Source organism: Devosia sediminis (assembly GCF_016411825.1).
In the GTDB taxonomy this organism is placed as follows: Bacteria; Pseudomonadota; Alphaproteobacteria; order Rhizobiales; family Devosiaceae; genus Devosia; species Devosia sediminis.
The window spans coordinates 348250-367777 of sequence record NZ_JAEKMH010000001.1; the positions used below are offsets into that span (position 1 = coordinate 348250).

Genomic DNA, 19528 nt, shown 5'->3' on the forward strand with positions numbered 1-19528 from the left:
GAAGCGTGCCATGAACCAGAACAATCGCATCTTCGACGGGTTGGGCCGGGTGATGAACGAGGCCGCGGGCGTGGCTGATGGCGTCCGCCGCGAGGTCGAGACCGTGGTGAAGAGCCAGGCGCAGCGCATCGTCAACGACATGGACCTGGTCAAGCGCGAGGATTTCGACGCGTTGCGCGAACTGGTCCAGGTACAGGGCGAAGAGATCGAGGCGCTGCGCAAGGAACTGGCGGCATTGCGCGGCACCAAGTCCTGATCCGGCGCTGAGGCTCGGCCTTTGCGCATCGCTGTAATTTCCGACGTTCACGGCAATGTGCCGGCGCTCGACGCCGTGCTCGCCGATATGGCGCGGCAACAATTCGACGCTGTTCTGTGCTTGGGCGATCATGTCAGCGGTCCCATGGATCCGGCCGGTGCGGCCGAACGGATCATGGCTTCGGGTGCTGTTTCGATCCGTGGCAATCACGACCGCTGGGTGGTGGACACCAGTCTGCGAGGCGCCGGCGCGGTGGATCGGCTGGCGCGCGAGACCTTGAACGAAGCGCAACTGGCATGGCTGTCCGGACTGCTGCCGACCACCACCCTCGGCGATGAGTTATTCGCCTGTCACGGCACGCCGACCGATGATGAGACGCCTTGGCTCGACAACTTCTACAACGGCCGCAGCAGTGTCCTGCCGGGTGAAGCCGAAGTCGCGATTCACGCTGCAGGGATTGGCGCCGAGGTGATTCTTTGCGGTCATACACATATTGCGCGCACGTTGCGGCTCTCGGACGGGCGGCTGCTGGTCAATCCGGGCTCGGTGGGCATGCAATTGGTGCGTGGAACACCCGACGCGCATTATGCCGTGATCGAGAAACGGCAGGCGGGCTGGCAGACAGCGCTGATCGGCGTGCCCTATGATACCGAAGCTGCGGCGCGTATGGCCGAAGCCAATGGCTTTCCTGGCTGGGGCGAGGCAATCCGCTATGGCTGGGCCGGACCCGATGCGCTGGGCTGATTTTCCACAGCCTGAATAGGCGTTGAAAAGACCCAGTTCGGCACAGGTTTGATCAGAGTCGTTAACGCTCGGTTAACCATAAGTTCGCGATCATCATCCACAAGAGAATGACGTTCCTCCTTCCCGTCGCGTCCCCTGAATCAGAGACGCAGTGTAGGGTTCTGTTCGGAGGACGATTCTGAAAGTCGCGTAAGCGGCGGTGTTCCTCCTGCGTACTCCGAGAGTGGTGGCCGAATGGCCGCGTGGACCAAAACGCCTTTAGGACGGACTCTTCGCATGTCCCTGATTGAATTCGAGCCCGACCGCGTCTCCCATCCGGTGGACCTTGTCGAGCATATCGCATCGATCAATGACTGGACCTTCGAGCGGCAGGATGCCGACGAGATTTCCATTTCCGTGCGCGGCGGGTGGAGCGACTATCATGTGTCGTTCAACTGGATGGAGGATCTCGAGAGCCTCCACATCGCCTGCGCCTTCGACCTCAAGGTACCCGATGGCCGTCGCGCCGAGATCAAGCAGTTGATCAGCCTCATCAACGAGCAGCTCTGGATCGGCCACTTCGACATCTGGCACAAGGAAGGCGTGGTGCTGTTCCGCAATTCGCACCTGCTGACGGGTGGCGCGGATGTGTCGCCGCAGCAATGCGAGGCGCTGCTGCGTTCGGCCAGTGATAGCTGCGACCTTTACTATCAAGCGTTCCAGTTTGTTGTGTGGGCCGGCAAGTCGGCCGCCGATGCGCTGAGCCATGTGATGTTCGAGACTATCGGCGAAGCATAGAGACGCTCGATCATTGCTTTCCGACCCTCTCCTGGGGCATGTCTGAGGCTCTTACCTCATCCTATTCCGGGAGCCCCTCACCATGACCAACCTTCGCTCAATCGGCCCCGTAATGCTGGTCGGCGCCGGGAAGATGGGCATGGCACTGGCGCGCGGCTGGATCGATGCGGGGCTGCCCTCCAATAATCTGGTGCTGGTCGACCCGTCGCCGGGTGAAGCGGCGCGGGACATGGCGGCGGATTATGATCTCGTCATCCATTCCGAGCCGGCAGGCCTCGTCCCCAATGTGCTGGTGCTGGCGGTGAAGCCGCAGATCATCGGTACTGTCATGGAAGGGTTGAAGCCGGTGGTCGGTCCGCAGACGCTGGTCCTCTCGATCGCGGCGGGTATCTCGATCTCCACCCTGTCAAATGGGCTCGCAACCGGGCGAGTGGTGCGCACCATGCCCAATACGCCGGCGCAGATCGGCAAGGGCATGACCGGCGCAGTGGCGGGCCCCGAGACCTCTTCGCAGGACCGTGCTACCGTCGATGCGCTGCTGTCGGCAGCAGGGCAGGTGGCCTGGTTCGACGCCGAGGGCGACCTCGACGCAGTGACGGCGGTGTCGGGCTCGGGCCCGGCCTATGTGTTCAACCTGGTCGAGGCGCTGGCAGCCGCGGGCGTGGCCGAGGGCCTCGACGAAGCCGTGGCCATGCAATTGGCACGGCAGACGGTGATCGGCTCGGCGGCCCTGCTGGACGCCGATCCGGCTCCGGCCAGTGTGCTGCGGCAGGACGTGACCTCGCCCAATGGCACCACTGCCGCGGCGCTTGCCGTCCTGATGTCCGAGGATGGCCTCACCCCACTGATGGGGCGAGCGGTGGATGCGGCGCGCAAGCGCAGCGAGGAGCTGGGTGGGGCGTAACGCCGGTCGGCGCCATTCACCGAAGCATTCGGTCTTTGGCGTGGCTCGAAGTCAGCGCGGATTGCGGCGGCGGTCGGCCTGGTCGACAAGTAGGTCACGGATCGACCTGACCCAGTCATGCAGGTCGCGGTCATCGGCGGGGATGACGGCCTCGGCGCCATCGAGCGCGAGATGCGCCGACATGAGGTCGGCGTGGTTGCCGGTTGCGACATGGCGCTGGAAATAGGCCAAGGCCAGATTGGTATCGGAGATGACGCTGTTGCGGTTGAACTCGTCGCGCCGGCGGCCAGCACGCGCCCGCGTAAGCATGTCGATGGCCTGGTCGAGCGTCCTGCGCAGTTCCGCCTCGTCCTCGGTCAGGCGAGCCTCGTGCAGCAGGAGTGCACCGTAATTGGCGAAAACCTCGATACGGGCAGCCGGAAGCTGGTCGAGCGCCGACTCTTCCAAGAGGAGCCGATACTGGGCTGACGCTTCGTCCAGCCGATCGGCCCGGATATGGGCCTCGGCGCTTGCCAGCAACGCGAGTACCGCTTCGGCATCTGCGTTTGGGCGTGGGTTCAGGGCGTTCGCTGTCACTGCTTCTGCTTTCCGGGTAGCGCGGCTACCGCAGGCGACTCAATCGGGCGCGGGACGATACCAGAGCTAGAGCTTGGCCGTCAGGTTCAGCCTGTCCAGCACCGGCCTGTCGGCAGGGTCTACCATGCCCACCAGGAACTGGCGGACGACACGGGCCGCTTCCGGATGCATTGCCGCGATGGACGAGTCAATACGGCTCGCCTGGCTGGCCGAGAGTTGCGCGAAGAATTCCCGACCCTTGTCGGTTGCGTGCAACAGTCGCTGCCGGCGGTCGGCATGGCCCGTGCGCTGCTCGATATAGCCATTGTCGATGAGCTGGCGAAGCACGCGCGCGAGGCTCTGCTTGGTGATCTTGAGCACGTCAAGCAGGTCGGCGACCGGCATGCCGGGACGGAGGTTGACGAAATAGAGCACCCGGTGATGGGCGCGTCCAAAGCCCTGCCGTTCGAGCAAGGCATCGGCGTCGCCGGTGAAGTCGCGGTAGGCGAAAAAGAACAGGCCCATGATGTCGAGCGGCAGGTGAGCGTGCACAGCCAGAGAATTTATGTCAGCGTTGTTGACATTTTTTCGGTCCGCTGGCATGGTTCCTCCGTCAGCGTCGTCTCGTGGTCTTATCCCAAAGCCATTCCGGTTTGCCAAGGGTATCACCCCTGATGCATGATCAAGCAAATGGCCGTTCAACAGCAACGGCACATATATGATTTCGGAGAGGAACAATGGCAGGCCTGCCTATGGACCAGCGCGAAGGCTGGATCTGGTTTGATGGTGAACTCAAACCCTGGAAGGACGCGAAGGTGCATGTGCTGACGCACGGCCTGCACTATGCCAGCTCCGTATTCGAGGGCGAGCGCGCTTATGGCGGGGAAATCTTCAAGTCCCGCGAACACACCGAACGGCTGATCCGCTCAGCCGCAACGCTGGACATGCCTTTCCCCTACAGCGTCGACGAGATCGAAGCGGCCAAGCAGCTCGTGCTGGAAAAGAACGGCCTTGTCGACGCCTATGTGCGTCCGGTTGCCTGGCGCGGCTCGGAAGAGCTCAGCGTGCCGGCCCGCAACAACAAGGTGCACGTGGCCATCGCCGCATGGGTTTGGCCGAGCTACTTCTCGGTCGAGGAAAAGCTCAAGGGCATCCGCCTCGAATGGAGCAAGTGGAAGCGCCCGAGCCCGGAGACGATCCCGTCTTCTGCCAAGGCGGCAGGCCTCTACATGATCTGCACGCTGAGCAAGGACCACGCCATGGCGAACGGCTTTGCCGATGCGCTGATGCTGGACTACCGCGGCTATGTGGCAGAAGCGACCGGGGCCAATGTGTTCTTCGTCAAGGGCAAGGACATCACCACGCCGACGCCGGACTGCTTCCTCAACGGCATCACCCGCCAGACGCTGATCGCACTGGCCAGGGAGAACGGCTATACGGTCACCGAGCGCCATATCAAGCCCGAGGAACTGGGCCAGTTCGACGAGTGCTTCCTGACCGGTACGGCTGCGGAAGTGACGCCGGTGTCGCTGATCGGCGAGAACACCTTCACTCCGGGCGAAGCCTGCCGCACGCTGATCGACGCCTATGCCCGCGCCGTGACGCCGAGGAAGGCTGCTGCCGAGTAAGCGAACACAATTGCCGAAATCATGGAAAGGCCGGACCCAGTCCGGCCTTTTTCATTCAGTTCGCCGGCACGGACGCGGTACCAAACAGCGTTTCACGCACCAGCCCGGTGGTGTAGCCGCGGGTGTTATGTGCGCGAGCGGCGTAGAGTGGATTGGCCATCAGAGCGCTGTGCAGTTGCGGCAGGTTGTAGAAGGGCACGCTGGGATAAAGGTGGTGCTCGAGGTGGTAGTTGACATTGTGCGGTGCGAAGAAGGCACGCTCCCACCAGTATGGCAGAACCGAGCGGGTGCCACCCAACTCGTGGGAATAGTCCATGGAGCCGAAATGCTCGGCCACGCTGCGGATATGCATGAGCAGGAAGAAGGTCGTGAGATAGGGCACGAACCAGTAGAGCAGCACATCCATCCAGATGCCGAGGGCCGTGAAGAGCACCGCCACGAGGATGTAGAAGCCCAACCGCGCGAGACGGTAGGCGAGGGGCGGTTTCTCAGCGGCCTTGAGGCGATGGAGCATGCCGAAAATATCGAGGATCGAGCCCAGGACGATGAAGTAGCTCAAGAGATCCAGCGCGCCTTCCTGCCAGGCCTTGGGGAAGGTGAATTTGCGATGCCCGAGCTTGAACACCCAGTCGGGGTCCTTGTCGGTATTGGTGTAGCGATGGTGGGCCAGGTGATTGGCGCGATAGCTGGCGACCGTAGTGAGGATGGGCCAGGCCAGGAACAAGTCGCAGACCCAGTCGCTCAAGGCCTTATTGCCGTTGAGGAAGCGGTAGTGCGCGAAATCATGCAGCAGCACACCGAAGCCGTGCATGCGGCCGCCGATCACTGCGACGGCGAGCAGATACACGACGGGGTGCTGCGCCCATTGCGAAAGGGTGATCGCGGCGGCAATCACAGCCCAGTCAAAGCCCAGAGCGACAGCGGTGCGCCAGGGCTGCAGGGTTGACAGGCGTTTGACTGTGGCGGCGTCGACGTAGGGTTCGGACGACAAGATGCCCCTCCTGGTCGTCAAGGTTAACAAGATGTTAACACAGGTCCGTGGCGATGCCGGAGAGGGTTTGTGAAACGCGGTTAACGCTGCCAGCGGGCGCGGGCGTCGTCGTCTTCCGACTTTGCTTCCACCCAGCGCAAGCCGGAGCGGGTTTCCTCTTGTTTCCAGAAGGGCGCGTCGGTCTTGAGGTAGTCCATGAGGAACTGCGCACCATCAAAGGCAGCCTGGCGGTGCGCGGCGAGCGTAACGACCATCATGATGGTTTCGCCCGGTACGAGACGACCGTAGCGATGGATGATGGCGGCATCGACGAGGTCGAAACGTGCAACGGCTGCAGTGCGGATGGCGGCCAGCTCGTTTTCAGCCAGGGCCGGATAGCACTCAAGAATGAGGGCGCTGATCGGGTCGTCGGGGCGGGAGCGCACGAGGCCGGTGAAGGTGACCATGGCGCCAGCTTCGGTGGAGGCGGCCTGGAATATATTGGCTTCGGCGCCGGGGTCGAAAGCATCGGGCGTGACGCGGATCATGTCAGCCGCCGGTCATGGGCGGCAGGATGGCCACTTCGCTTGCCCCGTCAATGGGCGTGTCCCACGACACGATGCGGGCATCGCGCGAGAGCTTGAATATGGCCGGATTGGCCATGGCCAGGTCGAGCGCCTCGTCCCTCGCCCGCAACCAGGCGACCAGATCGGCCAGGGTGACGACTTCGGGCGGGGGGCTGACTTCGTCGCTGGCGCGGTTGAGCCGCTCGCGCAGCCAGGCGAAGTAGAGGACCTTCATTTGCCTATGCCCGACAGGTGGGGCCAGGAGGCGCGCAGATATTGCCAGCCGGTCCAGAGCGTAATGATGCCGGCGGCCCATAGCACGATGTCGGAGACCAGCGTCAGGCCGGGAATGATCGCTTCGGCCAGCACCAGCGCTAGCGCCACCAATTGGATCGTGGTCTTCCATTTGGCCAGTTGCGTCACCGGGAGGACCACGGTCTTGTTGCCGAGGAATTCGCGCAGACCGGGGATGAACGTTTCGCGGAAGAGGATGGCGACGGCCGGAATCAGGTCGAGCGCCGAGAGGCTGTGATCCCAGGCGAGAATGGTGATGAGGATAATCACCAGGATCTTGTCGGCGATCGGGTCGAGCATGCGGCCGAGATCGGAATATTGGTTCCAGGCGCGAGCAAGGTAGCCGTCGAGATAATCGCTGACCGCGGCCAGGACGTAGAGCGAAAGCGCCACGGCGCGGAGGATGGGGTCACCGGCGAGAATAAAGGCCGAGATCGGCACGATCGCCAGGATGCGCGCGATGGTGATGATGTTGGGGACGAGGGTCAGCGGGTTCCGGGTCATGGGTGGACAGAACAGGATGGTGGGCAGGGGGTCAAGGGTTGACGCAGAGGTACCCCCACCTGGCCTCCCCCTGTTCAGGGGAGGTTGGGTGGGGGGGTGCTACGCCACGGCCTGATTGTTCACCGCGCGGCGCTGCTTGACCGATGTGGCCAGATCGCGCAGTGCCGCAACCGTCGTGTCCCAGTCGATGCAGCCATCGGTGATCGACTGGCCATAGGTGAGTTCCTTGCCCTCGACCAGGTCCTGGCGACCGGCGACGAGGTTGGATTCGACCATGACGCCGATGATGCGTTTGTCGCCGGCCGCGAGCTGGCTGCCGATGTCGGCCAGGACCAGCGGCTGGTTCTCAGGGTTCTTGGACGAATTGGCGTGGCTGGCGTCGATCATGATTGCCGGATTGAGGCCGGCCTTGAGCGCGGCCTTGGCGGCGGCATCGACCGAGGCGGCGTCAAAGTTCGCGGTTTTTCCGCCTCGCAGGATGATGTGGCAATCGTCGTTGCCTGACGTGGCGGCAATCCCGGAGCGTCCATCCTTGGTAACGGCCATGAAGTGGTGCGGCTGGGACGCTGACAGGACGGCGTCCAGAGCGATCTTTACATTGCCGTCGGTCCCGTTCTTGAAGCCGACCGGGCAGGAAAGGCCCGAGGCCAGCTCGCGGTGGATCTGGCTCTCGGTGGTGCGGGCGCCGATGGCAGCCCAGGCGACGAGGTCTGCCAGGTATTGCGGGGTGGTCATGTCGAGGAATTCGCAGGCGGCGGGCAGGCCGAGATTGGCGATGTCCAGCAGGAGGGTGCGCGCGGTGTGCAGGCCCTGCGTGATGTTGAAGCTGCCGTCCAGATCGGGATCGTTGATGAGCCCCTTCCAGCCGACCGTCGTGCGCGGCTTTTCGAAGTAGACGCGCATGATGATCTCGAGCTCGCCGCGCAGCTCTTTGCGCAAGGCGACGAGGCGGCGGGCATAGTCCATGGCGGCTGCGGGATCGTGGATGGAGCAGGGGCCGACGATGACGGCGAGACGGTCATCCTGACCGACCAGAATATTGTGGAAGTCATGCCGGGAGGCGATGACGGCACGGGTCGCCGCATCGGTGCGCGGATGAGTGCGCATCACTTCGATGGGCGTCGGCAGCGGCTGAATTTCGGTGATGCGAAGGTCGTCGGTCGATTTAAGCACTTGGTGGTCCTCGGAGTTGTAGTGCGAGGGGCCAACAAAAAAGCCGCCTCGGAAGTCGGGCGGCTGGCTTGCGATTTGGTGGTGTCTTTTGGGGTCAGATCACACGCGCGCAATAGCCTCCGCCGGGAGCGGATAGCTAAAATACCAATAAAAGGTGGCGGCGTTGATCATGGCTGGGAAGCTAGCCGAGGAAATCGGGACTGTCGAGTCCCGACTTTGGTAGGGCTCGGCACGCGACCTCGGTTGCCCCCGGGTCAAGCCCGGGGGCAGAGTCGTGCCTGTTGCTAGAGCCGGGCCTTGCCGGTGTCGCCCATGTCGGTCTTGGCGCCGGTAACTGCGGCGACAAGCATCTTGGCGCCGGTGACGATCATGTTGGGGCTGTCCCAGACTTCACCGTCCTCGGGCACGACGCGGAGTAGCCGGATCTGCGGATCGTTGGCGTCGTCCCACCAGGCCTTGTCGAAATCGCTCCAGAGGTCTGCAATCTTGGCGCGGTCGTTGGACACTTCGGCTTCGCCTGCGATGACCACATATTTATGACCGCCATTGTCTGCCCAGGCGAGCGACACATGCGGATAGTTGTCGATTTCCGTAAGCTTGTGGCCTTCGAGATCGGTGAGGAAGTAGATGGCATGCTCCTCGCGCCGGACGCGGGCCGACATCGGCCGGCTGCGCTGCTGCTCGCCGTCCCAGGTGGTCAGCATGCAGATGTCGATCTTTTTGGCCAGATCCCAGATGCGGTCGATGGCTTCCTCCGTGGAGAGGATATTGTTGTTCTGTTCGGTCATGGGCTTTTCTCCGAATGGACTGACAACCGAACGGATGGCGGCTCGGAGAGTTGCTGCGCCGCGGCCTGGTGTCGATCACTTCTCGGAAAAGGCGTCAGCCGCCTGCACCCTGATAGTTGCGCAGGCAGTAATGCCAGTGGGCCATGGCGATGAGCACCCAGAGCGGGCCGATGGCGAGGGCGGCCAAGGGTGCGGCGGAGCCGAGCAGGGCCACGGGCTTGCCCAAGGCCACCGCGACGGGAACATAGGCGAGGAAGCCGAGTGGGACGAAGGTCAGCATGAGGATCTGCAGCGGGAAGGGGAAAATCTGCAGGGGATAGCGGGCCAGCTCCCAGAAGCCGAAGAATATCGAATAGAGGTGGCTCGACTTGACCCAGACCAGGGCCGTGGCGCCGATCATGGTCATGGTGGCGCAGACCATGGCCGCCGAACTGACCAGGGTGGCGAGGAAGAACAGCACGGTGAGCGGCGTCCAGTCGGCCCCGACCTGGGGCAGCGACCATGCCATGAGGCCGAGGGCGAGCAGAACGTGGCCGGCATAGCCGATATTGATGCCGGAGAAGACCAGATAGGTCCAGGCGCCGATAGGCTTGACCAGCACGGCATCGAAGGTGCCGAGGCGGACTTTTTCCTCGATGTCGCGAAACTGCGTGAAGCTGAACGATGCTCCGAGCGAATAGGCGAGGAGATGAAAGGACAGCAACAGGGCCATTTCTGGCCATATCCAGCCGCCCAGATTGCCGAAGCGGGTGACGATCAGGGCGATGGCTGTGTATATCCCGCCATAGGCGACGATCTGGGACAGCCATCCGAGCATGGTGGCGCCGGGGTATTCGAAGCGGGTGCGCACATACATGCGGACCAGATGCGGGATGACGACGAGGGGGCGCTGCATGATCAGCCTCCCTGCACGATGATGCGGTGGCGGGCGCGCGACCAGAGCCATGCGACAGCCGCAGCGAGAAGAGCAAGCCAGCCGAGACCCATGCCCAGATGCAGCCAGGTCGAAGTGGGGTCCAGCTTACCGAGATAGACCGCCGCCGGATAGTAGTGGACCCAGGCAAAGGGCAGATAGCTGAAGAGAGTGGCCAGCGCCGGGGGCAGGAACCACATGGGCACGACAGCGCCTGAGAACAGCAGCATGATGCCCATCAGGAACCATTCCAGCGAGAAGGCGGTGAGCAGCCAGAAGGCAAGCAGGCCGCATAGCGTCGCGATGCAGAACATGACGAGCCACGACAGCAGCCAGAACACCGGAAACAGGGCGGCGTGAAAAAGACTGGCCGGGGGCATCAGCCCGGCCGTGAAACCGACGATCAGCACGACTGGAATGGTCACCGTGACAAAGCTGAAGGCGTAGTGGCCGACATGGCTGGCGAGGATGGCAAAGGGGTAGTGCAGGGGCTTGAGAAGATAGACGGCGACGTCGCCGGTGCGGACGGCGTCGCCAACCTCATGGAGCAGACGGGCATGGTCCCAGCGCAGCACCGTGCCCACCAGCACGGCATAGGTCACCATTTCCGGCAGCGTGACGCCGTCGACCACGGTCATGCCGGCATAGGCGGCGGACCAGATGGCAATGCGGGCAAAGACGTTCACTAGATCGCCGAAGGCATTGGCCCAGACCTGATTGCGATAGGCGAGGCGGGACTGGAAGGCGGAATGGGTGAAGGCGGGGTAGGCGCTCAGTTTCATGGCGCTGACCCGGCGAGCTTGGGCTTGTTGAGGTAGAAGGTGCGGATCACCTCCTCGATGTCGGGCTCTTCGAGCTTGATGTCCTTGAGGCCATGGGCGGGGCCGACCTCGTTGAGCACGTCGATGAGGGAGACGGCTTCGTTCTCGAGCAGATAGTGCTTGGCCGCGCCTTCGTCGGCAGCGAGCGTCGCCGTCTTGAGGGTCAGCGGGCCCGGATCGGTGGCGAATTCGAGCGTCAGCCGGCGGCGCGACCCAAGAGTGGCGCGCAGGTGCCTCAGTTCTCCGTCAAACAGCAGCTTGCCGTCATCGACCATGATGAGGCGCGGACAAATCTGCTCGATATCGACGAGATCGTGGGTGGTGAGGATGATGGTGGTGCCGCGCTCGCGGTTGATTTCGGCGAGGAATCTGCGCACCGCATCCTTGGCGACGACATCGAGGCCGATCGTGGGTTCGTCGAGGAACAGGATCTTCGGATCATGCAGCAGCGCCATGGCGATCTCGGCGCGCATGCGCTGGCCGAGCGAGAGCTGACGGACGGGCCGGCCGATATAGGAGCCCATATCCAGCATTTGCGTAAGATAGGCGAGGTTGTCCGCGAAGCGGCTATCGGGAATATCGTAGATGTGGCGGTTGAGCTCGAAACTGTCGCGCACCGGCAGATCCCACCAGAGCTGGCTGCGCTGGCCGAAGACAACGCCGATGTCGCGGGCATTGAGGATTCGGTTCGAATGCGGTTCTCGCCCAAGCACCGACAGCGTCCCGGCGCTGGGCGTCAGGATGCCCGTCATCATCTTGATCATGGTCGACTTGCCGGCGCCGTTGGGACCTAGATAGCCGACCGCTTCACCGGGCTCGATGGAAAAGGCGATGCCTTCGACGGCGCGGATTTCGGTGTAGTCACGCGACACGAGACCGCGAAGGGCGCCGCCGAAACCGGCCTGACGCTTGAGCTGGCGAAAGGTCTTGCCCACGCCAACTGCGGAAATAATCGGTGCCATCAGAATTCTCCCCGGCGAGAAGCTAGCCGATTCTTGCCGGGGTGAAAGGGATTTGCCTCAGCCGGCCATGCTGAACTGCTGGAGCTGGAGCACGGTGACCTCCCCGTCCCATTCAGGCCAGTGCTGGCGATGCAGTTCGACAAAGCGCGTGGTCCAGGCCACCACCTCGGCGTCGGTCTCGAGTTCGTAGATGGCGTAGCCGCCGACCATTTCCTTGGCCTCGGCGAAGGGGCCGTCGGTGATCATCTGACCCTTGCGGGTGGTGACAGTGCCGGCCAGGGCCATGCCGCCGGTCTCGGTCATCCTGGCGCCGGCTTCCATGCCGAGTTGAACGATGGCCGCCATGAGCGCCGCTGGCGGCTGGCTGGCGACCTCAGGATTGAGCGTCTTGACCATGGTAAGGAATTTCATTCTTGGGCTCCCTAAGTGGTGTGTCGAGGCGACGGATGAGGGCGGGAATTTCGACAGTTTTGTTTTTGTCCAAACACCGGCTGTCATCCCGGCGAAGGCTGGGATCCATCTTGAGATCTCAGGATGGGCCCCGGCTTCGCCGGGGTGACAATCGTGGTCGGTCGCAGGTGGAGTGAAATCACGTCCGATTGAAATGGTCGTAGACCAGTTGTGCCATGGCTTTCGAGATGGTGGGCACCGATTCCAGGTCGGCCAGGGAGGCGCGGGCGACAGCCTTGGCGGAGCCGAAATGGTGGAGCAGGGCGCGCTTGCGCGTCGGGCCGATGCCTTCGATTTCGTCCAATGGGTTTTTCACCACGTCCTTCTTGCGTTTGGCGCGATGGGTGCCGATGGCGAAACGGTGAGCTTCGTCGCGCAGGCGCTGGACGTAGTAGAGGACGGGATCGCGGTGCGGCAGCATGAAGGCGTCCTTGCCTTCCATGAAGAATTTTTCGCGCCCGGCATCACGTTCCTCACCCTTGGCGATGCCGATGAAGGTCACTTCCTTGGGCAGGTTCAGCCCGGCAATGACACCGCGTACGGCGCTCATCTGCCCGGCGCCGCCGTCGATGAAGACCACGTCGGGCCAATCGGGCATGCCGGTCTGTTCATCCTCGGCGTCGGTCTCGCTTTCCGACGCCAGACGGGCAAAACGGCGGGTGAGCACTTCGCGCATCATGCCGAAGTCGTCACCGGCCGAAATGTCGGATTTGATGTTGAAGGTGCGGTAGTGCTTCTTGGAAAAGCCTTCCTCGCCGGCCACCACCATGGCGCCGACCATGTTGGTGCCCGAAATGTGGGAGTTGTCGTAGACCTCGATGCGGCGCGGCACCTCTTCGAGCCCGAAAATGTCGGCAACACCTTCGAGCAGGGTGCGGTTGGATGCGCCTTCGGCGAGCTGGCGACCAAGCGCTTCGCGGGCATTGTTGAGGGCATGGTTGACGAGGTCGCGCTTTTCGCCGCGCTGGGGCACTTCGAGGCGGACCTTGCGGCCGGCGCGGGTGGAAAGCGCTTCCTCGATCAGCTCGGGTTCCGACATGTCGTGACTGAGCAGGACCAGCTTGGGTGGGGTGCGATCTTCGTAGAACTGCACAATGAAGGCTTCGAGCACTTCGGCATCCGTGAGGCTGTCATCCGCCTTGGGGCGGAAGGCATGGTTGCCCCAGTTCTGGAAGGCGCGGAAAAAGAAAACCTGCACGCAGAACTGACCGCCTTCGTGGTGGATAGCAAAGACGTCGGCTTCCTCGACCGAGCGCGCCGTGGCGTCGCCTTGCGACTGCACCAGAGCAAGGGCGGAGAGGCGGTCACGGATCAGGGCGGCACGCTCGAAGTCGAGGTCTTCGGCGGCCTTGTGCATATCGGCCTGGAGGTGGCCGCGCACCGCATCGGACTTGCCGGACAGGAACTGGCGGGCATCCTCGACCAGTTCGGCATAGCCTTCGAGGCTAATCTCGCGGGTGCAGGGGCCGGCGCAGCGCTTGATCTGGTATTGCAGGCAAGGCCGGGTACGGGCCGCGTAGAAACTGTCCGAGCAGTTGCGCAGCAGGAAGGCCTTTTGCAGGCTGGCAATGGTGCGGCTGACGGCGACGGCCGAGGCGAAGGGGCCGAAATAGTGACCCTTGCGACGGCGCGAGCCGCGATGCTTGGTCAGCTCGGGCGCCTCGTGGTCGGTGGCGATGAGGATATAGGGAAAACTCTTGTCGTCGCGCAGCAGCACGTTGAAGCGGGGCTTCAGGCGCTTGATGAGATTGGCTTCGAGCAGCAGCGCTTCGGACTCAGTCTCGGTGCGCACGAACTCCATCGAGACCGTGGCCGCGATCATGCGCTGGATGCGCACCGGCAGGCCTTCGGGCCGGGTGTAGTTGGTGACGCGGGACTTGAGCGAGCGAGCCTTGCCCACATAGATGACGCCGCCTTCGGCATCGAGCATCCGGTAGACACCCGGGGCGGAGGGCAGGGTCCGCACGAAAGCGCGGATGACCTCCGGACCGGAGGGGGGCGGGGGCGTAACGGGCAGGTCAGTCATGATCGTGGGGTCGGGGCGCGACGGCTCGGCCAGGCGAGATGCTGACCGCCATCGAGCGCCAGCATCTGGCCGGTGAAGGCGGGCATGGCGAGGATATTGAGGACGCCCTGGGCAATCGCCTCGGGACCGGCATTGCGCTTGAGCGGCAGGCTGTCCACCGAGCGATCAAACTCTTCCTGGGTCTGGCGGGCATTGGGCAGGACCGGACCGGGGCCGATGGCGTTGACGCGAATCTGCGGCGCGAGCGACTGCGCCAGCGTCTGGGTGGCGGTCCAGAGCACGGACTTGGACAGGAAATAGCTGAAATAGGCCGGGCTGGGGGTAAGCACGCGTTCATCGACTATGTTGATGATGTTGCCCTCGGCGCTGGCCGGTAGCTGCGCGGCAAAGTCGCGAGCAAGGAAGATCGGCGCTTCGGCATGTACCGAGAAATGGGCATCCCAGAGCTTTTCGTCAACATCGCGGGCGCTGTCGGGCTCGAAGGTTGACGCATTGTTGACGAGAAGGGTCAGCGGACCAAATGGAGCGGCGGCGCGGGCGACAACGCTGGCACGCTGGCTGCGGTCGGCTAGGTCTGCTTTGAGGATTTCGCTGCGGCCACCGGCGCTCGTTATGCGGTCCCTGGTTGCCGCGGCAGCCGTTTCGTCGGAGCGGAAATGGATCACCACGGCATAGCCCTGAGCGGACAGGGCCAGCGCAATGGCGGCGCCGATGCGGTCGCCGGCACCGGTGACGAGAGCAACCGGGGCGGCTTGATTCGGAACGGGAGCGTGCGTGTCAGACATCGGCGGGACCATAGGCCGGAACGGGGCCGAGCTTCAATCGGCCTCCGGGGGCAAAGCGAAGATAGCCTCGCGTACTGCCACCGCATGACAGCAGGGGTTTATGCTTTGCCGGAACTGCAAAGAGACGTAGCGTTCATAGGCGGGGCGGGAGGCCCGGCAAAGAGAGGGGGACTGGCATGGACGTGATCGTACCCATCCTGGTGCAATTGCTGGCAGGCGGCGCCGGCGGCAATGTCGTGGGTCAACTGGCAAAGCGCCTCAATCTCGGCACTGCAGGCAACTCAATCGTCGGCGCCATCGGCGGCCTGGGCGGCACCTGGCTGGCGGGAATGATTCCCGGTCTTGATACACTGGTGGGTGCAGCCGCCGGTGCAGCGGGAACCGCGGGGTCGCTCGACTTCGGGGCGCTGGCTGGGCAGACCGTGACCAGCCTGCTTGGCGGTGGCCTGCTGACCGTCGTCGCCGGTCTCATCAAGTCATCCATGGCGAAGAGCTGAGCCCTGCAGTAAGTTCGCAGTGCCTCGCGGCCGGTGCGTTGCGGGTCGTATTTGATTCGAGTTCCTTCATGACGCCCCATATCGAGCGCACCGACCAGATCGGGCGCGGCATTGCCCTCACCCTCGTCACCATCGGCGTTTTCGGCATCCAGGACGCGATCGCCAAGATCCTGGTGCAGGACTATTCGCCCTTCCAGATCACCATGATGCGCTATTGGGGCTTTGCCATCTTCGCGCTGGTGCTGGTGGCGCGGCAGGCGCCGTTGCGCCAGGCGTTGCGGTCGCGGGCGCCCAAGACGCAGATCCTGCGGGGCGTGCTGTTGATGGCTGATATCTGGTTCTTCGCGCTGGCGCTGCAAACGGTGCCACTGGGCGAGCTGCAGGCCATCGTCATCGTTTATCCGCTGCTGGTGACGCTGTTCGCCATTCCGGTACTGGGCGAAAAGGTCGGGGTGTTCCGTTTTGCGGCGGTGGGCGCGGGCTTTGTCGGCGCGCTGATCATCATGCGGCCCGGCGGCGTGCCGCTCGACTTGGGCGCCGGGTTCGCTTTGGCCTCGGCGGCGCTCTATGCGCTTTATATCGTCATTACCCGCAAGGTGACAGCCATCGACAGTGCGGCCACAAGCATGACCTATGCGGCGCTGGTCGGCCTGGTGCTATCGGGCGGCGTAGGCATCTTCTTCTGGCAGCCCATGGCATGGACGGATTTTGCCCTGGTGGTGGTGGTGATGATCACCACCTGCGCCGGCCACGGTCTCATGACCGTCGCCCTGACGATGGCGCCGGCCAGTGTATTGCAGCCCTTCAACTATTTCTCGCTGCCGTGGGCGATCGTGCTTTCGATCCTGGTGTTCGGGCAGTGGATCGACGCGATTTCCCTAGTTGGCGCGACAGTCATTGTCGGGGCGGGGCTCGTGGTGATGGCGCGCGAGCGGGCCAGGCGCGTGCCCAAGGCCCCCGAGGAGGCCGTGCCGGTCGAATAGCCAAGGTCTTGAACCGAGGCCCTGCAAAGGGCATGTGTGCACTGGACTCTGGTCCTTGAAGGGAGAAGCGCGCAATGATCTGGCTCATTGAAATCGCCGTGGTGCTGCTGCTGCTCGGAGGCGGCTGGACCATGCTGACGCACAAGAAACAGTCGAGCCAGCGCGAGGCGCTGACCATGCGGCGCGTCGACGCCTATATCGAGACGATACGGCGCGAGCGCCGCAGCCCGGATCTCGCCGCCATGAGCGATAGCGAGTTGCGCGACCTGCTGCATTCGGGCGCCCGCAACCTCAAAGTGGCTGAACAGCGCAAGGGCTGGATCGTGCTCGGCTGCGGCGCCGCCAGCGTCATCGCCGCGGCAGTAGCGGGCGGCCAAGATGGCTGGATCACTTTTGGCATCGTCGCCGCCATCGGTGCCATCGTGACCTATGGGACCAATGAATTCCTGTCGCGCCGCATGCGTGCGCCGCTGGAAAAGCGCGGGATCGACATCGACCGGCTGATGGTCGAGTAGATGCTGAAGTTTCAGCGCGTTCTGGCGGACAGGCAGCCGCCAGGCAGCGCCCTCTCACAAGCCGATATCGCTGCTGCTGTCGGGCTTCTCGGGGCTGACGATGTGGCGGCTATCGTCCGCTGGATGGATCGGCTGGCAGGGGAACGCGATGAGCTGCCCGACTGGGACGGCGACGCCGCCGACGACATCTGGCGGGCTCAGCGGGACCTTGCGATGCTGCTGACCGGGCTTGGCAAGCGGTTCGCTGGCGAGGTCGAGGCGGCCCTTGCCGGTGCCAGTCCAGAGACCCTCGCCATGGTCGAGGCCGTCACGCGCGCCGGCAAATGAAACGCCGCCCCGAAGGGCGGCGCTCGGATTTTCCAATCTGCAGATCAGGTGCCGACGCAGAAGTAGCCGTTGGGGCCGTTAAAGCACATGCTGGCGCCCGGATTGCTCGGGTAGATCGGCTGCGGACGCGGCGGGCGCGGATTCCAGTGCGGCGGGCGCGGCGGGTAGGGGTCCCAGACCGGGGGCTGCGGACGGGGTGGACGCGGGCGCCAATCATTGTCCCAGTCGTCATCCCAGCCACCATGATGGCCCATGCTGAGATAATTGGCCGAGACCCAGCCGTCAGGACCGCGCTTTTCCACGAAACACCAACTGCCGCGGCAGTGCTGCACCTCGACCTGCTGGCCGCGGCGCAGCGTATCGACAACGGCATAGCCGGTGCCGGGCCCGGTGCGTACGTTGACGCTGCCGGTCGCGGTGGCGGGTGCGGCGAAGGCGGCTGCGGTCGTGGCGAGGACGGCCAAAGCGGCGAGGCCTGAAGTTGCGAGTTTTTTCCTGAGGGCCATGGTCGAATTCCTTTCCCTGTGGCTGGCATTGCTGCCTTGCACACAAGAAACACCTTTCTGGATGAACCCAGGCTGAACGGGGTGTTAAGCCATCTGTTCCAGCCCCGAAGGACTAGAGGCGTAGCAGCTCCACGAAGCGCCCCAGCGCCTCACCGAACTTCTTGCGGCTCTTGGGCTTGAGTTCGCCCATCAGCGCTTCTTCGAGCTGGGCCCAATGATCGGCGAGGGCATTGCGGATGCGCAGTCCCCGCTCGGTCAGCGCAATGCCCGGCTCAAGCTCTGGACCGACGGCCTGGCGCGCAATGAAGTCCCGCGCGGCCAGCCGTTCGAGACGGACAGTGAGCATGTCCCGCGAAAGACCAAGTTCGTCAGCCAGTTCGGCTTCCGTGGTGCCGGAGCGGCCGAGCACGAACAGCACCGCATCATCACCGGGTTCGAGGCCCTTCTCTACCACGGGAACCAGCAGCGCCTTGTGGGCGAGCTGGCCGGCTTCGATGAGCCGGTAGAGCGCGGAGCGGGAGGAAGGTCTGGACATAGGCACGAAAATAGTCCGAACTCCATGTGGGCGTCGATTGAGCTTGTATCCTATCGTTAATCGCTCAACGACCAAGCGGCGTTATTGTTCACCCAGCGCAGATGAGTTATGCGTCCATTGCTCTTCCGGGGATGAACGGACCGCCATGACACAGGATCTTTCCCGCATCCGTGCCTTTGTGCAGGTTTTCGATGCCGGCGGCTTTTCCGCCGCGGCCCGCCAGCATGGACGGTCCAAGGCGCTGCTCAGCAAATATGTGACGGATCTCGAGGACTATCTGGGCGTCCGGCTGATGAATCGCACGACGCGCCGGTTGAGCCTCACCGAAGCCGGCGAGGCCTATTACCGGGAAGCCTCGAGCCTCTTGCAACAGCTCGATGACCTCGACGCGACCATTGCCGACCAGACGGCGGAGCCGCGCGGCATGTTGCGGATTTCGGCACCTCGCAATTTTGGCGAAAGCACGCTCGCGCCGGCCATTTTTTCCTATCTCGCGCAATATCCCAAGGTGACGCTCGATCTGCGGCTCGAAGATCGCTATGTCGACCTCGTCGATGAGGGCGTCGATGTCGCGCTGCGGATTTCGACGCTGGCCGATTCCTCGCTGATCGCCCGCAAGATCGCGGACATGCATGTGGTCATGGGTGCCTCGCCGGACCTGATCAAGCGCGTCGGCACGCCGAAGCATCCTGAGGACCTTCGGCACATGCCCTGCATCGTCGATGTGAACCTTCAGGGGCAATCGAACTGGCGCTTTACCGAGGACGGCAAGACGATTTCCGTGCCGGTGACCGGGCCGGTGCGGGTCAACTCGCCGCTGGCGGCACGCACCGCGGCCATTGCGGGTCTCGGTTTCGTCGTATTGCCCTCCTATCTGGCGGAGCCATCCGTGAAAACGGGCGAGCTGGTGCCGGTTCTGGTGGACTTCCTGCCCACTGGCCAAACCTTGCAGGCCGTTTATCCGCATCGCCGGCACCTGGCCGGTAAGGTGCGGGCACTGATCGATCACCTGGTGGAGTGGTTTGGCATCCATCCCGTGCATTAGGGGC

The 19528-nt window shown here is 63.5% G+C and carries 26 protein-coding genes; 10 read left to right on the forward strand and 16 right to left on the reverse strand.

The genetic code is table 11. From position 1 onward, the window contains the following. Window positions 1–10 precede the first annotated feature (10 nt). The 4 genes from JEQ47_RS01815 (at window position 11) to proC (ending at window position 2681) form a co-directional block, all read left to right on the forward strand. On the forward strand, window positions 11–256 hold the full coding sequence (locus tag JEQ47_RS01815; protein ID WP_198874681.1) for an accessory factor UbiK family protein: 246 nt from the start codon (window positions 11–13) through the stop codon (window positions 254–256). A 21-nt stretch (window positions 257–277) separates the two neighbouring features. Continuing rightward, entirely contained in the window at window positions 278–1000 is a 723-nt protein-coding gene (locus JEQ47_RS01820) for a metallophosphoesterase family protein (protein ID WP_198874682.1), read from the forward strand. A gap of 276 nt (window positions 1001–1276) precedes the next feature. Beyond that, a complete protein-coding gene (locus JEQ47_RS01825) occupies window positions 1277–1777 on the forward strand; it encodes a type III secretion system chaperone family protein (RefSeq protein WP_198874683.1) in 501 nt (166 codons plus the stop codon). Between the two features lie 82 nt (window positions 1778–1859). Beyond that, window positions 1860–2681 (forward strand): pyrroline-5-carboxylate reductase, encoded by an 822-nt coding sequence (gene proC, locus JEQ47_RS01830; protein ID WP_198874684.1) that lies wholly within the window; start codon window positions 1860–1862, stop codon window positions 2679–2681. 51 nt (window positions 2682–2732) lie between these two features. Here the strand turns inward: proC and JEQ47_RS01835 are convergent, their stop codons facing one another. After that, entirely contained in the window at window positions 2733–3257 is a 525-nt protein-coding gene (locus tag JEQ47_RS01835) for a hypothetical protein (RefSeq protein ID WP_198874685.1), read from the reverse strand. 66 nt (window positions 3258–3323) lie between these two features. After that, the gene (locus JEQ47_RS01840; RefSeq protein WP_407931770.1) at window positions 3324–3839 is read right to left on the reverse strand and encodes a MarR family winged helix-turn-helix transcriptional regulator; all 516 of its coding nucleotides are present in this window, start codon (window positions 3837–3839) and stop codon (window positions 3324–3326) included. Between the two features lie 134 nt (window positions 3840–3973). Here JEQ47_RS01840 and JEQ47_RS01845 point away from each other — a divergent pair, with 134 nt between their 5' ends. Further along, window positions 3974–4864: a branched-chain amino acid aminotransferase gene (locus tag JEQ47_RS01845; RefSeq protein WP_198874686.1), complete on the forward strand. Its 891-nt coding sequence runs from the start codon at window positions 3974–3976 to the stop codon at window positions 4862–4864. Window positions 4865–4919: 55 nt separating this feature from the next. Here JEQ47_RS01845 and JEQ47_RS01850 read toward each other — a convergent pair whose 3' ends face one another. The 12 genes from JEQ47_RS01850 to JEQ47_RS01905 form a co-directional block, all read right to left on the reverse strand. Continuing rightward, window positions 4920–5855 (reverse strand): fatty acid desaturase family protein, encoded by a 936-nt coding sequence (locus JEQ47_RS01850; protein ID WP_198874687.1) that lies wholly within the window; start codon window positions 5853–5855, stop codon window positions 4920–4922. An 80-nt stretch (window positions 5856–5935) separates the two neighbouring features. Further along, window positions 5936–6382 (reverse strand): molybdenum cofactor biosynthesis protein MoaE, encoded by a 447-nt coding sequence (locus JEQ47_RS01855; RefSeq protein ID WP_198874688.1) that lies wholly within the window; start codon window positions 6380–6382, stop codon window positions 5936–5938. Between the two features lies 1 nt (window position 6383). Further along, window positions 6384–6635 carry a MoaD/ThiS family protein gene (locus JEQ47_RS01860; RefSeq protein ID WP_198874689.1) on the reverse strand — a complete coding sequence of 84 codons (252 nt, stop codon included), beginning with the start codon at window positions 6633–6635 and terminating at the stop codon, window positions 6384–6386. Continuing rightward, a complete protein-coding gene (gene pgsA / locus JEQ47_RS01865; protein ID WP_198874690.1) occupies window positions 6632–7198 on the reverse strand; it encodes a CDP-diacylglycerol--glycerol-3-phosphate 3-phosphatidyltransferase in 567 nt (188 codons plus the stop codon). The genes JEQ47_RS01860 and pgsA overlap by 4 nt, the downstream gene beginning before the upstream one ends. Window positions 7199–7297: 99 nt before the next feature. Next, entirely contained in the window at window positions 7298–8371 is a 1074-nt protein-coding gene (locus JEQ47_RS01870) for a 3-deoxy-7-phosphoheptulonate synthase (protein ID WP_198874691.1), read from the reverse strand. Between the two features lie 284 nt (window positions 8372–8655). Beyond that, the gene (locus tag JEQ47_RS01875; protein ID WP_198874692.1) at window positions 8656–9159 is read right to left on the reverse strand and encodes a pyridoxamine 5'-phosphate oxidase family protein; all 504 of its coding nucleotides are present in this window, start codon (window positions 9157–9159) and stop codon (window positions 8656–8658) included. 94 nt (window positions 9160–9253) lie between these two features. Then, window positions 9254–10057: an ABC transporter permease gene (locus tag JEQ47_RS01880; RefSeq protein WP_407931773.1), complete on the reverse strand. Its 804-nt coding sequence runs from the start codon at window positions 10055–10057 to the stop codon at window positions 9254–9256. Further along, window positions 10057–10854, reverse strand: a complete 798-nt coding sequence (locus JEQ47_RS01885) for an ABC transporter permease (RefSeq protein WP_236020620.1) — start codon at window positions 10852–10854, stop codon at window positions 10057–10059. Before JEQ47_RS01885 ends, JEQ47_RS01880 begins: the two co-directional genes overlap by 1 nt. Further along, window positions 10851–11855 carry an ABC transporter ATP-binding protein gene (locus JEQ47_RS01890; RefSeq protein WP_198874694.1) on the reverse strand — a complete coding sequence of 335 codons (1005 nt, stop codon included), beginning with the start codon at window positions 11853–11855 and terminating at the stop codon, window positions 10851–10853. The genes JEQ47_RS01885 and JEQ47_RS01890 overlap by 4 nt, the downstream gene beginning before the upstream one ends. 57 nt (window positions 11856–11912) lie before the next feature. Next, window positions 11913–12266, reverse strand: a complete 354-nt coding sequence (locus tag JEQ47_RS01895) for a YciI family protein (protein ID WP_198874695.1) — start codon at window positions 12264–12266, stop codon at window positions 11913–11915. A 178-nt stretch (window positions 12267–12444) separates the two neighbouring features. Continuing rightward, window positions 12445–14331: an excinuclease ABC subunit UvrC gene (gene uvrC / locus JEQ47_RS01900; protein ID WP_198874696.1), complete on the reverse strand. Its 1887-nt coding sequence runs from the start codon at window positions 14329–14331 to the stop codon at window positions 12445–12447. Beyond that, window positions 14328–15116 carry an SDR family oxidoreductase gene (locus JEQ47_RS01905; RefSeq protein ID WP_198874697.1) on the reverse strand — a complete coding sequence of 263 codons (789 nt, stop codon included), beginning with the start codon at window positions 15114–15116 and terminating at the stop codon, window positions 14328–14330. Before JEQ47_RS01905 ends, uvrC begins: the two co-directional genes overlap by 4 nt. Window positions 15117–15292: 176 nt before the next feature. On the opposite strand from JEQ47_RS01905, the gene JEQ47_RS01910 reads away from it, so the two are divergent. The 4 genes from JEQ47_RS01910 to JEQ47_RS01925 all read left to right on the forward strand — a co-directional run bounded on the left by JEQ47_RS01910 (window position 15293) and on the right by JEQ47_RS01925 (window position 17438). Beyond that, the gene (locus JEQ47_RS01910; protein WP_198874698.1) at window positions 15293–15613 is read left to right on the forward strand and encodes a hypothetical protein; all 321 of its coding nucleotides are present in this window, start codon (window positions 15293–15295) and stop codon (window positions 15611–15613) included. Between the two features lie 68 nt (window positions 15614–15681). Then, window positions 15682–16596 (forward strand): DMT family transporter, encoded by a 915-nt coding sequence (locus JEQ47_RS01915; protein WP_198874699.1) that lies wholly within the window; start codon window positions 15682–15684, stop codon window positions 16594–16596. A 74-nt stretch (window positions 16597–16670) separates the two neighbouring features. Further along, window positions 16671–17111, forward strand: a complete 441-nt coding sequence (locus JEQ47_RS01920) for a hypothetical protein (RefSeq protein WP_198874700.1) — start codon at window positions 16671–16673, stop codon at window positions 17109–17111. Next, on the forward strand, window positions 17112–17438 hold the full coding sequence (locus JEQ47_RS01925; RefSeq protein WP_198874701.1) for a hypothetical protein: 327 nt from the start codon (window positions 17112–17114) through the stop codon (window positions 17436–17438). Between the two features lie 44 nt (window positions 17439–17482). Here JEQ47_RS01925 and JEQ47_RS01930 read toward each other — a convergent pair whose 3' ends face one another. Both JEQ47_RS01930 and JEQ47_RS01935 read right to left on the reverse strand, forming a co-directional pair. Further along, window positions 17483–17944, reverse strand: a complete 462-nt coding sequence (locus tag JEQ47_RS01930; RefSeq protein WP_198874702.1) for an SH3 domain-containing protein — start codon at window positions 17942–17944, stop codon at window positions 17483–17485. Between the two features lie 112 nt (window positions 17945–18056). Next, on the reverse strand, window positions 18057–18479 hold the full coding sequence (locus JEQ47_RS01935) for a winged helix DNA-binding protein (protein WP_198874703.1): 423 nt from the start codon (window positions 18477–18479) through the stop codon (window positions 18057–18059). A gap of 145 nt (window positions 18480–18624) precedes the next feature. Here JEQ47_RS01935 and JEQ47_RS01940 point away from each other — a divergent pair, with 145 nt between their 5' ends. Then, window positions 18625–19524, forward strand: coding sequence for a LysR family transcriptional regulator (locus JEQ47_RS01940; RefSeq protein ID WP_198874704.1), 900 nt, complete (start codon window positions 18625–18627; stop codon window positions 19522–19524). Window positions 19525–19528 lie beyond the last annotated feature (4 nt).

What these genes read in the sequence shown, in the direction of transcription:
- JEQ47_RS01815 (WP_198874681.1), top strand. Translation starts at nt 11, where the DNA reads ATGAACCAGAACAATCGCATCTTCGACGGGTTGGGCCGGGTGATGAAC.
- JEQ47_RS01825 (WP_198874683.1), top strand. Translation starts at nt 1,277, where the DNA reads ATGTCCCTGATTGAATTCGAGCCCGACCGCGTCTCCCATCCGGTGGAC.
- proC (WP_198874684.1), top strand. Translation starts at nt 1,860, where the DNA reads ATGACCAACCTTCGCTCAATCGGCCCCGTAATGCTGGTCGGCGCCGGG.
- JEQ47_RS01840 (WP_407931770.1), bottom strand. Translation starts at nt 3,839, where the DNA reads ATGCCAGCGGACCGAAAAAATGTCAACAACGCTGACATAAATTCTCTG.
- JEQ47_RS01845 (WP_198874686.1), top strand. Translation starts at nt 3,974, where the DNA reads ATGGCAGGCCTGCCTATGGACCAGCGCGAAGGCTGGATCTGGTTTGAT.
- JEQ47_RS01855 (WP_198874688.1), bottom strand. Translation starts at nt 6,382, where the DNA reads ATGATCCGCGTCACGCCCGATGCTTTCGACCCCGGCGCCGAAGCCAAT.
- JEQ47_RS01860 (WP_198874689.1), bottom strand. Translation starts at nt 6,635, where the DNA reads ATGAAGGTCCTCTACTTCGCCTGGCTGCGCGAGCGGCTCAACCGCGCC.
- pgsA (WP_198874690.1), bottom strand. Translation starts at nt 7,198, where the DNA reads ATGACCCGGAACCCGCTGACCCTCGTCCCCAACATCATCACCATCGCG.
- JEQ47_RS01875 (WP_198874692.1), bottom strand. Translation starts at nt 9,159, where the DNA reads ATGACCGAACAGAACAACAATATCCTCTCCACGGAGGAAGCCATCGAC.
- JEQ47_RS01885 (WP_236020620.1), bottom strand. Translation starts at nt 10,854, where the DNA reads ATGAAACTGAGCGCCTACCCCGCCTTCACCCATTCCGCCTTCCAGTCC.
- JEQ47_RS01890 (WP_198874694.1), bottom strand. Translation starts at nt 11,855, where the DNA reads ATGGCACCGATTATTTCCGCAGTTGGCGTGGGCAAGACCTTTCGCCAG.
- JEQ47_RS01895 (WP_198874695.1), bottom strand. Translation starts at nt 12,266, where the DNA reads ATGAAATTCCTTACCATGGTCAAGACGCTCAATCCTGAGGTCGCCAGC.
- uvrC (WP_198874696.1), bottom strand. Translation starts at nt 14,331, where the DNA reads ATGACTGACCTGCCCGTTACGCCCCCGCCCCCCTCCGGTCCGGAGGTC.
- JEQ47_RS01905 (WP_198874697.1), bottom strand. Translation starts at nt 15,116, where the DNA reads ATGTCTGACACGCACGCTCCCGTTCCGAATCAAGCCGCCCCGGTTGCT.
- JEQ47_RS01910 (WP_198874698.1), top strand. Translation starts at nt 15,293, where the DNA reads ATGGACGTGATCGTACCCATCCTGGTGCAATTGCTGGCAGGCGGCGCC.
- JEQ47_RS01915 (WP_198874699.1), top strand. Translation starts at nt 15,682, where the DNA reads ATGACGCCCCATATCGAGCGCACCGACCAGATCGGGCGCGGCATTGCC.
- JEQ47_RS01920 (WP_198874700.1), top strand. Translation starts at nt 16,671, where the DNA reads ATGATCTGGCTCATTGAAATCGCCGTGGTGCTGCTGCTGCTCGGAGGC.
- JEQ47_RS01925 (WP_198874701.1), top strand. Translation starts at nt 17,112, where the DNA reads ATGCTGAAGTTTCAGCGCGTTCTGGCGGACAGGCAGCCGCCAGGCAGC.
- JEQ47_RS01930 (WP_198874702.1), bottom strand. Translation starts at nt 17,944, where the DNA reads ATGGCCCTCAGGAAAAAACTCGCAACTTCAGGCCTCGCCGCTTTGGCC.
- JEQ47_RS01935 (WP_198874703.1), bottom strand. Translation starts at nt 18,479, where the DNA reads ATGTCCAGACCTTCCTCCCGCTCCGCGCTCTACCGGCTCATCGAAGCC.
- JEQ47_RS01940 (WP_198874704.1), top strand. Translation starts at nt 18,625, where the DNA reads ATGACACAGGATCTTTCCCGCATCCGTGCCTTTGTGCAGGTTTTCGAT.